The organism is Peptoniphilus gorbachii, assembly GCF_016908115.1.
In the GTDB taxonomy this organism is placed as follows: domain Bacteria; phylum Bacillota; class Clostridia; order Tissierellales; family Peptoniphilaceae; genus Peptoniphilus_A; species Peptoniphilus_A gorbachii.
In genome coordinates, this window is sequence record NZ_JAFBDH010000006.1 from 89,738 (window position 1) to 104,306 (window position 14,569).

Here is a 14,569-nt window from a genome sequence, read left to right on the forward strand (position 1 = left end):
TAGAAGTCCAATATTAATTTATAGATTTTTTATTTTTTAAAAATTTTTAATAATTTGCCAAAGAAAGATTCTTCTTTCTTTTCTTTATTTACAACTTTTTCTTTTTCTTCAACTATTTTTTCGACCTTACTTTTTGCAGCAAAATTTTTCTCTTCAGCTTCCATTACAAAATATTTTTGAGATGAAAATTCTTCCTCATCTTTTTTTATCTTTTCGTATTCACCACTGCTATTCATAAGTCTTGCACTGACATTGTCCTTAATTTGAATTTCTAAATATTTTAAGATTCTTTCTTTAATTTCTGAATCTAATATTGGTGTTGCTATTTCCACTCTATTTTCTGTATTTCTAGTCATTAAGTCTGCAGAGGAAATATACATTACTGGGTCGTCTTTTCCAAAAACATATACCCTTGGATGTTCCAAAAATCTTCCCACAATAGATCTAATTCTAATATTTTCACTTTGATCTTTTATGCCTGGAAGTAGGCAAGAAATTCCTCTTATAATTAAATCAACCTTTACTCCCTTTTGTGAAGCTTCAATAAATTTTTCTATAAAGTCCTTATCAGTTAGTGAATTAAATTTACAAAGTATATATCCATTTTCTCCCTTTGCAATTTCATTTTCTAAGTGATGCATTAAGCCCGTTTTTAAAGTAGTTGGCGATTGCAATAGATGCATATATTTTCCATCTAAATTTCCTATAGACATATTTTTGAAAAAGTCTGTGGCATCAAGACCAATTTCTGGGCTTGCTGTCATAAGAGAAAAATCTGTGTATTGCTTTGCTGTTGACTCATTATAATTTCCAGTTCCAATTTGTGTAATGTAAGTCAAATTTTCTGTCTTTGGATTTCTAAAAGTTATTAAGCATATTTTAGAATGCATCTTGTACTTATTAAAGCCATAAATAATGTTACAGCCTTCTTCATAAAGTATGTTTGCATAATTTATATTAGATTCCTCATCAAACCTAGCTTTTAGTTCAACAAAAACTGTAACTTCTTTTCCATTTTGTGCAGCTTCTGTTAAATATCTTACAACTTTAGAATTTTTTGCAAGTCTATAAATTGTTATTTTTATTGATTTGCAATCTGGATCATTGGCTGCTTCCTTTAAAAGACTTATAAAGGTGTCCATGCTCTCATAAGGATAGGATAAAATTCTATCTTTATGTCTAACATCATCAATTACACTTTTACTAAAATCAGCTGGGTTATATTGAATTAAATCCCTATAAAGAAGTTTAGTTTTTATTGCATTTGGTATTTCATCAATTAAAGAAAAGACATATTTCATATTAAGAGGTGACTCAAGAGGAAAATAAGCATCTTGAGTTAATTCAATTTTTTCTAGTAAAAAGTTAAGTGCTTGTTTAGAAAGTTTGCCCTCTGATTCTAGTCTAACTACATTAAGTCTTTTTCTCTTCTTTAAGATGCTCTTCATGTATTCAGTATAATCATCAAATTCTTCCCAAGTGTCTCTATCATCGACAAAGTCAGTATTTCTTGTAACTTTTATAATGTTTTTTGATAATATTTTATATTCTTTAAAGATTTGATCTATTTGATTTAAAATAATTTCTTCCATCAGTATATATTCAACATTTTCACCTGGAAGAAGTAAATATTTTGGATAAGTATTTCTAACGGGAACTATACCAAATACTTTTTCTTTATCTTTTTCAAGATGTGCAAAAGCATATAATTTTGTGTTTTCTAAAAAAGGAAAGGGATGATTAATATCTACAATTTGAGGAGAAACCAATTGGTCAATTCTCTTCATATAAAAATCTTCCACAAATTTTTTTTGTTCCAAATTTAAATCGCTGTAATTTAGTTTTTTAATATTAGAATTTTCTAACTCTTCACTTACTTTTTTAAATATTTCGTCTTTTTCCCTATACATTTCTGGCAATGCTTTTAAAATTGCACTAATTTGCTCTTCTGCATTCATGCCAGTTTTATTATCCTTGACTTCTTTTTTTAGAGAAGAAAGATCATGAAGAGAACCAACTCTTACCATAAAAAATTCGTCTAAATTCGAAACAAAAATACTTACAAATTTTAATTTTTCAAGAGCTGGCACGCAATCTTCAGTTGCTTCCAATAATACTCTCTCATTAAATCTAAGCCATGACAATTCTCTATTTTGAAAATAAGATTTCATTATTACCTTCCAATACTTTATAAATTAAATAACCTTCTCTAAGACCATTATCAGAGACTTCAATTTCATCTATCCCAAATTTTTCCATTAAAATTTTTAAAATAATAATTCCAGGAACTATTGTGTGAATTCTAGCAGGATTAGTCCTTATAATTGACCTAATAGTCTCAGTATTTCTATCCTTAATAAGATTTAAGAGCTTGTAGATATCTTTAAGAGTAAATTTTTTCTCATCTTCATTCCATAAATCTGCTATAACTTTTCCCGTAGTTCTTATTGTTCCACCAATGCCAATTAATTTATTTTCTTTGCTTGAAAAATGTGAAGAATTTAATTCTCTAATAACTGATTTTTCAATTGCACGAATTTCGCTTTTCTTTGGCAAAATTCTTGATACATTTTCTCCAAAAAGTAAAAGTGAACCCGTCTTTAAATTAATATATTCGCGAGGCCCATCTTCTTCAAAATAAACTACTTCTGTACTGGCACCACCAATATCAACTGATATACCACTGTCTACTTTGATCTCACTTCTAATTCCAACATTTCCAAGGAAAGCTTCTTCAACTTGTTCTAATACATCAATGTCGATGTCAAGATCCTTTTTTACTTCTTCTAGCACTTCTTCTGTATTTTCTAAATTTCTTAGTGATGCTGTTGCAAAGGGCGAAAAAGTATCAACATTTAATTCAATAACAATGTTTTTTATACTAGAAAGGGTCTTAATAAGTTTTTTTATTCCCTTGCCAGAAAGTTCGCCATCATGCACATAAGTAATAAGTCCAGCAGTGTACTTCTTGTTTAAAACTTTTTTAAAATTTTTTTTGTTTTCATTAATATCAAATACAATTAATCTAATTGTATTTGAACCTATATCTACTATTGCGTGTCTCATAAATCCCCTCACCAACATCTTAAACTTTAAATGTAAATTTTTTGTAAAATCATTTTGTAAAATCCGTAAATTTTATTATTTTATTTATATCCAATTTTAGAATTTTAAATAAAAAACACGGCATAAACCGTGTTTAAACTAATAAATAAATCTTTTCAATTCTTCTACTGCAGCCTTATTGCCGCAAATTATGCCTCCTTGTCTCTCACATTTTACTTCTTCTCCATGCATATTAACTACAAGACCACCTGCTTCTCTTACAATTAATGTTCCAGCAGCATAGTCCCAAAGATTAAGTGCGTCATCTATAAAAGCATCATATCTGCCACAAGAAGCGTAACACATTTCCAGGGCAGCAGATCCAATTCTTCTTAATCCATTGGTATTGTCAAAGATAAATCTTAAGATCTCAAAAGTTTCATCTGAACGATTAACTCTTCCCCCACCTGTACCTGCTCCAATTAAGGTATCAGAAAATTTTTTGTCAGGAGAAACACTTATGTCACGTCCATTTAATTTTGCCCCTTCATTTTTTATTGCAGAGAAAAATTCATCTCTAAAGGGATCGTAAATTGCTCCAAGAACAATTTCAGATTTTTCTAAAAGTGCAAGACTTATTACAGAGTGATTAAAGCCATGAACTAAATTTGTTGTGCCATCAACTGGATCTAAAACCCAAGTATATTCCTTTAAATCTTCTTTAGACTTGCCCTTTTCTTCTGCCAAGAGATTGGAGCCACTTATTAATTTTAAAAGATTTTCCTCTAAAAATTCTTGAACCTTAAAATCAACTTCTGTAACAAAATCATTTCTGCCCTTCATCTCAAAATTATTTTTTGGATCCAGGTCAAAGAAAATTTTTGAGGCTTCTTTCATTAATTTTTCAACTTTTTCTAGTATTTCATGATAATTAATAATAAAACCTCCAACTATTTAATTGATTTGATTTCTTTAAATAGACTTGCATCTTCTCTAATTATACTTTCACTGCCAAAGGCTGCTAAATAATTTTTCTTCATGGCCTCATCAAATACTTTTCCATAAGAATTTAATTTTTCCACATTAGTTTCCAAGGCTTCTTTCTTAGATTTTTCTATATCTTCTGCTGTAAGTCCAGTTATAAATCTTGATAAATTAATATCTCCAATTTGTTCTGGCGATAAAAGTGGATCAAAGGCATTCATAGATCCAATAATAAAGTCTTTTAAATCTTTATCAGAAATTTTTAAATTTTCAACAAAATTTCCAATATTGTCATAAACATCAACAGTATTTTTTAAATTTGGATCCCTGTAAGAATAAGTTGCCATGTCACCATTTCTTCCAATAGTAATTCCTGCACCGTAGGCACCACCCTTGGCTCTTATTTCATTGTGAAGATAAGATGAATTTAAAATATTTGCAAGAACTGTAAGGTCTCCTGTGTATTTTATTCCAAGTTTTTCAAGGTCATATCCCTTAGAAACATAAACTACATTTGAAGTCGTGTAAAGCCCTTCATTTTTATTGTCACTAGAAAATTCATAAGCACTTCTTTTTATATTTTTAACTTCTAATTTTTCTATATAATTTTCAAATTCATCCTTAATATTATTTAAGTCAGAAATATTTCCTGTTGTTGAAATAATTAAATTATCCCTTACAAATAATTTTTCATAAATTTTTTCTGCTGCTTTCTCAAAGTCTTCCCATTTATCTTCAAAGTTTTCCACTAAATCTATCATAAATTCATAATAATCTAGTCCACCAAGCTGAGATTGAAGCTCTGCAACTTTAGAATAGTAGGATTTTAAAATTGAAATTATAAATTGATGTCCATTTTGTAACATTGTGGACTCAACTCTTGATTTTAAAATATTTAAAAGTTCTTTAACTCTTTTCTTTGAATCAATAAGAGAATTATACATAATTTCATCAACTATTTCTAAGCCTCTTTTTAGGTTTTCTGCAGTGGATTTCATTTTCACATTCATTCTAAGTGAATATTTTTCCTTATCCTTTGAATCAACATAAAGAGTTGGATTAAAAGTTATGCCGCCAGTTGCCTTATAAATTTCGTTATTTAATTCTTCATAGGAATAATTTTTTGTGTCAAGAAGTCCAATTAGTGAAAGAAGAAGGGACATTGTCTCAATTTCATCTTTTTCAATAAAAGATATGTCGTGAGAAATTGTTGTGTAGACTATGCCATTTGTCTCTTGATTTGACTTTAGATAAATTACACCACGAATTTTATCCTTTTCCAATTCATAATCTGTAACCTTTTTTTCTATGTCAGAAAGTTCAAGAGAAGGAATAGTTTTTTTTGCTTCAAGAGAATCTTCTTGGGTTTGATATTTTTCCAGTTCAAGACTTTTTTTAATTATTTCTTCTCTTTCTTCATGAGACATTTTTTCCTTTAGGGCTCTTAATTCTTCTCTTAACTCTTTTTCTTCTTTTTCATTTTTATCAAGAAGAGGTCTTGCAGATAAATTTACAGAATAATTATTGTCAATTAATTTTTCTTTAATATAATTTTCTACAAAATTATCATCAATTTTTTCCTTAACTTCACTTAATACATCATTATAATATAGAGCATCAAGTGGAGACTCGTCATAAAGCCATGAATTTAGGGCCCTTATATAATAAATAATTGCCTTTTGTGTGCCGCCACCTTCTCTAAAAATAAATTCAAATTTATTTAAAGTTGCTTCAAGTAAATCTCTATCGATTCCATTTTTTACTAAGTCTCTTAAAGTTTTATCTAAAATTTTTAAAAATTCATCTTTTTTATCTGCGTCAGTATTTTTTAAGACAATAGAAAGGTCTAGCGGTAGTGAAGATGAAGTTTCTGAATAGACATCTTCAGCAAGTCCTGATTCAAGAATTGCCTTTTTAAGTGGTCCAGCCTGTGCATCAATTAAAAGTTCAGCTAATAGATCACGCATAAAGACATCCATCTTTGAATCAGCATAGCCAATAGTCCAACCCTTAGATAAATAATCTATTTTTTCCTTCATCTCTTCCTTTGAAGCAGAAAAAGTAATTTCAACATTTTTAGTTTCTTTAATTTCATCATTTAAAATTATTTTTGAATTAATTTCTTGTCTATCAAAGTCAGCTAAATAATTTTTATCTATAAAATCTAGAGCTTCTTCCATATTTTGATTCCCGTAGAGATAGATGTAAGAATTTGATGGATGATAATAAGTTTTGTGATAATTTTTAAATTCTTCATAGGACAAACTTGGAATTAATTTTGGATCTCCACCAGAATCAACTCCATAAGATGAGTTTTCATGAAGATTAAAAATCATGGCATCAGAGACAATATTTTCTGAAGAAGAATAAACTCCCTTCATTTCATTGTAAACAACGCCATTGTATTTTAATTCGTCATCCTCATTTTTTAAATCGTAATGCCAACCTTCTTGAAGAAATATTTTTTCTTCTTCATAAATACTTGGATATAAAACTGCATCTAAATAGACATCCATTAAGTTGTAAAAATCTTTTTCATTTCGACTTGATATTGGATAAATAGTCTTGTCTGGAAAAGTCATGGCATTTAAAAAAGTTTGCAGTGATGACTTAATTAAATCCATAAAAGGCTCCTTAGTTTTATATTTTCGTGAGCCAGAAAGTACACAGTGCTCAACAATATGGCAAACTCCATTGCCCTTTTCAGGTGGAGTTCTAAAGCCAATGCCAAAGGCCTTGTTTTCGTCATTATTTTCTAGTGTTAAAACTTTTGCGCTAGTTTTTATATGAGAATAGACTTTGCAATTTGATGCAACTTCGTCTATATATTTTTCTTCGATTAATTTATAATTTTTCAAGTTAATCCCTCCATTCCTTATTATACTTGTAATAAAACAATTTAACAAATTGAATTAAGTCTTGTAAAAATTGGGTAAAACTAAATCGAGGTGAGATTATGTCAAGAAAAGATGACATCAAAAAATTAGCTATTGCAGCTGCAACAATTTCTGCTGCTATTTTTGCTGCAAAAAAAGTTTCTGACGATGAAGTTAAAATTTTAATGCCTAATCGTGACGAAAACTCAAAAGCTTACTTACTTGGCGATGGCTTTGGAAATTTATCCCTTGCCTATGCCCTAATAAATCACGCAAATTTAGATCCAATTAATATAAATATTTACACGAAAAACTTTAACGAATTTATAAAAATTAGTGAAAATGAAAATAATTACGAGACCTTTGACAATAGATTTTCAGAATTTAATTTTAAAAACACCTATGAAATGCTAAAAAATATTTTAGATGAAGATGAATTAAATAAAATCTCTGAAAAAATTGCAAAAAAAGAAAATCCAGTAATCTTGGATCTATCTTTAAATCAATTTTCTAAAGTTAGTGAAATAGATGAAAGTAGCAAAAAGAAATTATATAAACTCCTTTTATCTCCCATGGACTTTGACGAAAAAAATTCCCTTGAACAATATTTTTTGTTCACTGACTTTTTAAACTCAAATTTATTTTATTACTTGGCTAGCATTTATAACTTGAAATCAACTTCTCCTGTCCTTGAATTAAAGGAAGCCCTAATGGATTTTATGGGTTCAGAATCTTATTTTGACCTTGATGCAAATGCAATTTACAAATTTTTAAGAGATTATTTAATTGAGCTTGGCGTAAATTTTTATGATGATTACAAATTTATCGACTTTAGCTCTCATGAAAATTATGTAGACAAATTAACTTTTGAAAAAAATGAGCAAATTGAGGAAATTTTCACTGATTTAAAGGATATTATTTCCATTGAATCGCCAACTTATTTGACAAATTTGGCACTTGGAAATACTACAAAGATTCCTGAAAAAATATTAAATACTTATTATTCAAAAAATAATTTTACTTCTCAAAATATTTACAAGGAAATTGAAGGAAAAACCACTGATTCATCAATTTTATTTGTAAGTTTAGAATTTTCTGACGATTCTTTTATAAATAAGCTAAAAGAAAATTTGCAAGACAAGGACTTTTTCATTTTTAAAGTAAAGTCTGGCATTTCTGCAAAAGTTGTTGACAATAAAGTAATTTTAAAAATTTTAAATCCTAATAAAAATTCTATTTTTGTCGGCGATGCCTTTAAAGCCTTAAATGGCGAGGGCTTTTTCTTTGAGCTAATTAAATTATTTAATCTTGAGGAAAAGTATGCAGATCTTAGATTTAATTTAAAAAATGTAGGCATTTCAGTTTTTGAAAACTATAAAAAAATCCCTGGAGAAAGTTACAAGAAAAGCGTAAATAACATTTGCAATTTATTCTTCATCTCTTCTAAAAATTCTGACTTTGGAGAACTTTATTCTGTTGAAAAACTTGTCCAAGAGGGTATAAAAAATGCCCACGACATCATGGGCATTGACCACTTAGAAGTTTTTGAAAATAATCTTTCTAAAATGGAAATTTTAAAATTTATAAATAATTTATAAAAGGTGCAGGGATGCACTTTTTATTTTTTTGAAATTTACTTTAAGCCTAAATTTGGATTTGCAAAATTTTCTTCGTCAACTTTTCCTGCCCTGTACTCATAATAGGCAGCTGATGCAATCATGGCTGCATTATCTGTGCAAAGTTTAAGTTCAGGATAGAAAATTTTTATATTTTCTTTAGATCCCCTTTCTTCAAAGGCCTCTCTAATTCTTGAATTTGCAGAAACTCCACCACAGAGAACAATTTTATCCATATTCTTTTCACTTGCAAGTCTAAAGGATTTTTCAAGAAGGACATCAACTACTGCCTCTTGGAAGGACTTACACACATCTTCAACGACAATTTCTTCTCCACGAAGTCTTGTACTATTTAAATAATTTAAAACTGCAGTCTTTAAACCGCTAAAGGAAAAATTATAATTATCTTCCTTTATCATTACTCTTGGAAATTCAATTGTTTCCTTTCCTTTTTTTGCTAAAGCATCAACTACTGGTCCACCTGGATAGGATAGACCAAGAGATCTTGCTACTTTATCAAAAGCTTCACCAACTGCATCGTCAACAGTTCTTCCATGAAGTGTAAAGTCAACATAATCCTTAACTTCAATTAAATAAGTGTGACCACCAGAGATAATTAGCCCAATAAAGGGTGGCTCTAAATCTTTAAAGGAAATATAATTTGCACAAACATGACCAACTATGTGATTTACTCCAACAAAGGGCTTGCCTGTAGCAAGTGCAAGAGCCTTTCCTGCACTAAGCCCAACTAAAAGTGCCCCAATAAGTCCCGGTCCCTTTGTGGCTGCAATAATATCTATGTCACTTAATTTTACGCCTGCCTGGTCAAGTCCTTCCTTTAAAACCGTATTTATAGCCTCAACGTGTTGTCTCGATGCAATTTCAGGCACAACACCTCCAAATTTTTTGTGAGTGTCAATTTGTGATGCAATTACATTTGAATAAACTTCTCGACCATTTTCAACAACAGCAACTGAAGTTTCATCACAGGATGATTCTACTGCCAAAACTTTCATCTTTTCACTCCCTCCACATTATATAGGCATCTCTGTCAATGCCGTAATAATTATTTCTTTTTCCTGAGATTTTAAAATTATATTTTCTATATAAATTAATTGCAATTTTATTTTTCTCAGCAACTTCTAAAGTTATTTTTAATTTTTCCTCATCTGCTTTTTTTGTCAAAAAATCAAAAAGATTAAGAGAAATTTTTTGCCCACGAAATTCTCTTTTTACTGCAACATTTGCTATGTGAATCTCATCAAAAACTATCATATAAGAAATGTAGCCTACAAGAGTTCCATCAACTTCAGTAATTACTATGTCTTGCAAGTCATCATTAATAATGGAATTTTCTATGGAATTTTTTGACCAAGGAAATTCAAAGTTTGCTGCTTCGATTTCATAAATTCCATCTATATCATTTTTATTTGCTAGTCTCGTTATTCTTTTCATATTGTGCTTCTGCCTGAGAAATTTTTAAATAATTTGGCACTAAATTAAAGACGTCCATGGGACCATTCTTTTTGTAATCTATTAAACCAAGCCTTGCTATATTTGAGCCTCTCATTGATTTATTTTTTGATAATTTGCCATTATCAATTTCTCCAATAAATTTTTCGCCATCAAGTCCTGCAATAGTTATATCATGATATTTTTTTACTTCATCCTTGAATTTTTCAAAGGGTAAAATTTCATCTTCAAATAAAACTTCTGGCTCATCAGAATTTTTTATTATTGATGCATAGACATTGCCACGTCTTGCATCAACTATTGTAGAAACAAGACCATAATCAGACATAGAATTTGCAACAAGAGATGAAACTCCAATAACATCAACATCGAGGGCAAAAGCCATAACCTTTGCAATTGTTATACCAATACGAAGTCCTGTAAAAGAGCCTGGTCCTATGCCAACTGCAATTAAATCTATGTCTTCTAATCCAAATTCAAATTTTTCAAAAATTTCATGAATCATATCTGTAACAGATTCTGAATGAGCCACTCGTCCTGTTAAATTGTAATCACAAAGGACTTCATCGTCTTCAATAAGTCCTATAGCTGTTGTTTTTGTTGAAGTGTCAATTCCCAAAACTTTCATTTATTTTCTCCTTCAGCTTTTCAAATCTATTGCCAATAAAATTAATTTCAAGTTCTCTATTATCTCCCCTTGATGAAATATTTATCTCAATGTATTCTTCTGGAAGAGCCTCTTTAATTTTATCTGCCCACTCAACAATTGTCACTCCATCAGAATAAAAATACTCATCAAAGCCAAGATAATCTACATCAACTTTGTCGTCAAGGCGATAGGTGTCAATGTGATATAAATTTGTCTTGCCGTAATATTCATTAACTATGGTAAAAGTTGGACTTGTAACATAATCATCTATGCTAAGCCCAAGGGCAATGCTTTTTGTTAAAGTTGTCTTGCCTGCTCCTAAGTCTCCATTTAGGCAAAGTACATCTCCTGGATTTAGATTTTCTCCCAAAAACCTTCCAAATTTTTCCGTTTCTTCTAAATTATTTAAGCTTATCATGTAAATCCTCAAATACATTTTCAGAATATTCAAAGGGAATTTTTTCTGATTTTTCTTCTGCAGGATGACCTATGCCGATTATACATTCCACATCAAACTTGTCTTCTAAATCAAAAAATTTATGCAAAAATTCTTGAGCAGAAATTCCAGATTCATGCCTTGCATCAACTACATTTGCCCAAGTCGCACCAAGATCTAAGTCAGCTGCGGCAAGTAAAATAAAAGTTGCAGCAATAGATGCATCTTGGTGGTTGGTATTTGGTGCAATTTCTGTGTCTGTTACGACAGCAATGGCAAGATCTGCACTTGCAAGAAACTTAGCCGAATTTTTCTTAAAGTTAGAAAGTTCTTCTAGTCTTTTTTTATCTCTAATTACAATATACCTTACTGGATTTCTATTTTTTGCCGTTGGGGCATGAAGTGCAATAGTTAAAATTTCCCTTAAGTCTTCATCAGAAACTTTTTCGTCAGTAAATTTTCTTATACTTCTTCTCTTTTCAACTAATTCTAAAAGCATATTATCACCTCAAAACATTATAACACATGTTAAAATCAAATTTAAAATTTTGCAAGAAAAAAGAGGGACTCGCCCCCTTTTTATAATTTTCTAATATTTTCTAATATCTTTATCTTAATAATTAAAGTCTAAAGCTTCCTTTTCTTCAGTTACAAGATCCTTATACCAAGTTGGAAAATCAGTAGCATTATCATATACCATTTTTTGCCAATCTTCGTCAGTTAGCCTTTCCTTATTTAAAAATTCGTAGTAAGAGAAAGTTGCGCCTCTACCCATATAAAGTTTTCCTTCATGAGGATAGATTACAAAAATTTCCATAGGCTTACCTGTTCCAATGCTAAATATTTCATCCTTAGGAAGGCCTACGCTATTTTCTACAACTCTCATTAAGTCAACTACTACTGGCATCCTCCTGTCAGTTGCATTTTGTATTTCATACCAGCTAGTAATTTCATTTTCATCAGATGACTGAACGAAATCAACCATTAACATTTCCATTTCTCCACCAATACATAACAAGTCGAATATTTCATCATCTGAAAGTGGCTCATTTTGAAGTTCCTTTATAGAAAGGTCTCTAAACTTCACTACCATAGCTTGGAACTTATTTATTTTTTCTTCATACTTGGAGCTTAGCATGTCACGATTTTTTAAATTGACCTTTGTAAATTCAAGTAGCCAGTTTAATTTTTCGTATAGCTCAACATTTGGTTCAACATAGGATTTTGGAATTTCTATATCTCCTCCGCCACCCATTTCTGCCATGACTGCTTTTCCATAAAGGACTGTGTCGTGTTTTAATTCTGCAAAGGAACCTAGAGCTGATACTAAATCCTTTCTTTCCCAGGCATCATTTCTCATAAACATTGGATAGCCTTCGCCAAATTTTTGGTCATAGGACTTTAGCATCCATAGCCAGCCACGATACATATTTTTTTGCCAGTCAAGATCTTTCATTTTTTTAACAGTAGAAATATTTTCGTCAGTTCTCTCTTCATATTTATCCCAGTGAGAATTATAAGGATCTTCATTTTGAATTTCCAATGCCTTTTCATTACCAAAGGAAGTCATAAGGTCAAGACCAGAATAAATTGGTCTATCAGATGGCTTGTCATCCCTTGCTATGTCAACTACATTTTGCATTAGTACGCTATCCATAACAGCTCTTTGTGGCATAAATCTAAAGGACTTGCCCATAAATCCAGCAACTTGTGGGTCTGGATATTTTTTCAAAACTACATAGGCATTTTTTAAATTTTTCTCATCATCTAACTTATTAATGTCAAAATCTTTTCCATAAATTCCATAAAGTGTCCTTGCATACTCTCTAATAGAAAGGTCGTCAGCAGATTCTACTAAAAAGTCAATTGGCTCAACTAAATCTTCCCAAGTCTCTAGAATTTCAGGATTTTTATAAATTGAGTGTGTTAAAAGTAATCCCTGCAAGATACTGTCTTCATCAGGCTTATCATCCTTATCAATAAATAGTCCAACTTGACCAAAATACATTGTTCCTTTGAAATATTTTTTTAATTCCTCGCTGCGAGTGTAATGGCCTCTTGGTTTAAGTTGTGAATAGTCAATGTCCCTTCCACTTATAACAGATTTTGAAACTCCCTCTTGGGATACATTTTTCATTTCTTCATCAAGAAGAGTCTTTGCTTCTTCTGGCAAATTTTCTGGCTCAATTCCTAAGAGTTTTAGTCCACTTGCTATAAAGGCAATATTTTTTATTTGTAGGTCTTTTAATCTTTCATTTTGTAAGTCATCATAAAGACTTATGTTTTCAGCAAGCAATTTTTTATTTAAGTCAATAGATTTTGGATAAAGCTCATCCTTTTCCAAGTTTCTCAAAAATCCATCATAGAAAATGTGGAAGATGTGAGTTACTGAATCAGTGGTAACAAAGCTTGCTAAGTTTTTATACTCGTTGTCTTCATAAATTTGATGAATTTGGTCAAATTCATAATTCCAAGGCTCTTCCATGTATTCATTATCTTCTAAGTTTTTTGGCTTAGTGATTACAAAGCCATTTTTTAGAAGCATTTCTTTTTGCTTATCTGTAAAATTTCCATATTTAGAAAAATTAACTACATTGGAAAAATCTTCTGCAATTTTATAATCTTTCACACTTGGTGTAAACTGAGAAAGCTTGTAGTCAATGTAGGTAGTTTTATTTTCCATTTCATCTAAAAATTTTGTGTCCTGCATTTCAATTTTTGCTTCTTCCTTTGGACTTTCTTCTACTTTATCTTTTTTACAAGCAGTTAGAAGTGAAAGCCCTATAAGTGAAGCAATAAGTATTTTTTTCCTTACTTCCATTTAATTTCATCTCCTTCTAAATATAATTCTCTCTCGCTACCAGCTATTTCAACTTTTTTCTCCTTATCTAAAAACTTTGGCTCATCCTTTAAAATTATGCTGCCGTGGTTTCTTTGAAAGGCAAAATTAGTCCAGTCATAAACTCCAAATAAATAATTTCCATCAATATTTTTTTCGATTGAAATAATTTCGTCGTAAGAGTCGCCATCAATATCACACAAATTAAAATCCATAATAGGATTATATAATCTTGAAATTCTAAGCTTAGGTTTTAATTTTTTATTTTTAAAATCAATATTATATAAAAAACATCTCCTATTGTATTTTGGATCAAAAGGCGTCTTTTTATATACACCAAGGGCAAGCTCAATTTCACCTCCGTCTACATTACAAAAATCAACTTTCCAAGCTTTAAGGTCCTCAACATCAATATCAAATTCCTTCTCCTTAGATTTAATTTTTAAATCATACCCAAATTTTTTGTCCTGTGAAATAATTTCTGCACTTATATTATTTGCAGAAGCTGAATCAATGAGAGTATCCTTTGCGCATGCCGTCAATAAAACTAATAATAAAAATATGTACTTCATGTCTTTATTATACCACAGTAAATAATTATTTAATAAATAATTACTGGTCTTGATTAGTTTATCCTAATGCCTTAAAATA

General features: G+C 30.2%; 12 protein-coding genes. 1 reads left to right on the top strand and 11 read right to left on the bottom strand.

The features are described from left to right. Nucleotides 1–29: 29 nt before the first annotated feature. The 4 genes from ppk1 to JOD41_RS06800 all read right to left on the bottom strand — a co-directional run bounded on the left by ppk1 (nucleotide 30) and on the right by JOD41_RS06800 (nucleotide 6,887). A complete protein-coding gene (ppk1, locus tag JOD41_RS06785; protein ID WP_205052162.1) occupies nucleotides 30–2,171 on the bottom strand; it encodes a polyphosphate kinase 1 in 2,142 nt (713 codons plus the stop codon). Then, a complete protein-coding gene (locus tag JOD41_RS06790) occupies nucleotides 2,149–3,066 on the bottom strand; it encodes a Ppx/GppA phosphatase family protein (protein WP_205052163.1) in 918 nt (305 codons plus the stop codon). The genes ppk1 and JOD41_RS06790 overlap by 23 nt, the downstream gene beginning before the upstream one ends. A 138-nt stretch (nucleotides 3,067–3,204) precedes the next feature. Continuing rightward, complete coding sequence (locus JOD41_RS06795; RefSeq protein WP_239541112.1) at nucleotides 3,205–3,942, bottom strand: inositol monophosphatase family protein; 738 nt, start codon at nucleotides 3,940–3,942, stop codon at nucleotides 3,205–3,207. 53 nt (nucleotides 3,943–3,995) lie between these two features. Further along, nucleotides 3,996–6,887: an insulinase family protein gene (locus tag JOD41_RS06800; protein ID WP_205052164.1), complete on the bottom strand. Its 2,892-nt coding sequence runs from the start codon at nucleotides 6,885–6,887 to the stop codon at nucleotides 3,996–3,998. Nucleotides 6,888–6,985: 98 nt separating this feature from the next. Between JOD41_RS06800 and JOD41_RS06805 the strand changes: the two genes are divergently transcribed. After that, nucleotides 6,986–8,503 (top strand): oleate hydratase, encoded by a 1,518-nt coding sequence (locus tag JOD41_RS06805; protein WP_205052165.1) that lies wholly within the window; start codon nucleotides 6,986–6,988, stop codon nucleotides 8,501–8,503. Between the two features lie 35 nt (nucleotides 8,504–8,538). On the opposite strand, the gene tsaD is transcribed toward JOD41_RS06805, so the two are convergent. From tsaD to JOD41_RS06840, 7 genes are all read right to left on the bottom strand, one after another. After that, nucleotides 8,539–9,537, bottom strand: a complete 999-nt coding sequence (gene tsaD / locus JOD41_RS06810) for a tRNA (adenosine(37)-N6)-threonylcarbamoyltransferase complex transferase subunit TsaD (RefSeq protein WP_205052166.1) — start codon at nucleotides 9,535–9,537, stop codon at nucleotides 8,539–8,541. A 4-nt stretch (nucleotides 9,538–9,541) separates the two neighbouring features. After that, a complete protein-coding gene (rimI, locus tag JOD41_RS06815; protein ID WP_205052167.1) occupies nucleotides 9,542–9,976 on the bottom strand; it encodes a ribosomal protein S18-alanine N-acetyltransferase in 435 nt (144 codons plus the stop codon). After that, the gene (gene tsaB, locus JOD41_RS06820; protein ID WP_205052168.1) at nucleotides 9,948–10,622 is read right to left on the bottom strand and encodes a tRNA (adenosine(37)-N6)-threonylcarbamoyltransferase complex dimerization subunit type 1 TsaB; all 675 of its coding nucleotides are present in this window, start codon (nucleotides 10,620–10,622) and stop codon (nucleotides 9,948–9,950) included. The genes rimI and tsaB overlap by 29 nt, the downstream gene beginning before the upstream one ends. Continuing rightward, entirely contained in the window at nucleotides 10,603–11,061 is a 459-nt protein-coding gene (gene tsaE / locus JOD41_RS06825; protein ID WP_205052169.1) for a tRNA (adenosine(37)-N6)-threonylcarbamoyltransferase complex ATPase subunit type 1 TsaE, read from the bottom strand. The genes tsaB and tsaE overlap by 20 nt, the downstream gene beginning before the upstream one ends. Then, nucleotides 11,045–11,578, bottom strand: coding sequence for a nitroreductase family protein (locus JOD41_RS06830; RefSeq protein WP_205052170.1), 534 nt, complete (start codon nucleotides 11,576–11,578; stop codon nucleotides 11,045–11,047). Before JOD41_RS06830 ends, tsaE begins: the two co-directional genes overlap by 17 nt. A 114-nt stretch (nucleotides 11,579–11,692) precedes the next feature. Beyond that, nucleotides 11,693–13,900 carry a DUF3160 domain-containing protein gene (locus tag JOD41_RS06835; RefSeq protein ID WP_205052171.1) on the bottom strand — a complete coding sequence of 736 codons (2,208 nt, stop codon included), beginning with the start codon at nucleotides 13,898–13,900 and terminating at the stop codon, nucleotides 11,693–11,695. Then, a complete protein-coding gene (locus tag JOD41_RS06840) occupies nucleotides 13,891–14,490 on the bottom strand; it encodes a hypothetical protein (RefSeq protein ID WP_205052172.1) in 600 nt (199 codons plus the stop codon). The genes JOD41_RS06835 and JOD41_RS06840 overlap by 10 nt, the downstream gene beginning before the upstream one ends. Nucleotides 14,491–14,569: the final 79 nt, after the last annotated feature.

What these genes read in the sequence shown, in the direction of transcription:
- JOD41_RS06795 (WP_239541112.1), bottom strand. Translation starts at nt 3,942, where the DNA reads ATGAAAGAAGCCTCAAAAATTTTCTTTGACCTGGATCCAAAAAATAAT.
- JOD41_RS06840 (WP_205052172.1), bottom strand. Translation starts at nt 14,490, where the DNA reads ATGAAGTACATATTTTTATTATTAGTTTTATTGACGGCATGCGCAAAG.
- tsaE (WP_205052169.1), bottom strand. Translation starts at nt 11,061, where the DNA reads ATGATAAGCTTAAATAATTTAGAAGAAACGGAAAAATTTGGAAGGTTT.
- rimI (WP_205052167.1), bottom strand. Translation starts at nt 9,976, where the DNA reads ATGAAAAGAATAACGAGACTAGCAAATAAAAATGATATAGATGGAATT.
- tsaB (WP_205052168.1), bottom strand. Translation starts at nt 10,622, where the DNA reads ATGAAAGTTTTGGGAATTGACACTTCAACAAAAACAACAGCTATAGGA.
- JOD41_RS06805 (WP_205052165.1), top strand. Translation starts at nt 6,986, where the DNA reads ATGTCAAGAAAAGATGACATCAAAAAATTAGCTATTGCAGCTGCAACA.
- JOD41_RS06835 (WP_205052171.1), bottom strand. Translation starts at nt 13,900, where the DNA reads ATGGAAGTAAGGAAAAAAATACTTATTGCTTCACTTATAGGGCTTTCA.
- tsaD (WP_205052166.1), bottom strand. Translation starts at nt 9,537, where the DNA reads ATGAAAGTTTTGGCAGTAGAATCATCCTGTGATGAAACTTCAGTTGCT.
- JOD41_RS06790 (WP_205052163.1), bottom strand. Translation starts at nt 3,066, where the DNA reads ATGAGACACGCAATAGTAGATATAGGTTCAAATACAATTAGATTAATT.
- JOD41_RS06830 (WP_205052170.1), bottom strand. Translation starts at nt 11,578, where the DNA reads ATGCTTTTAGAATTAGTTGAAAAGAGAAGAAGTATAAGAAAATTTACT.
- ppk1 (WP_205052162.1), bottom strand. Translation starts at nt 2,171, where the DNA reads ATGAAATCTTATTTTCAAAATAGAGAATTGTCATGGCTTAGATTTAAT.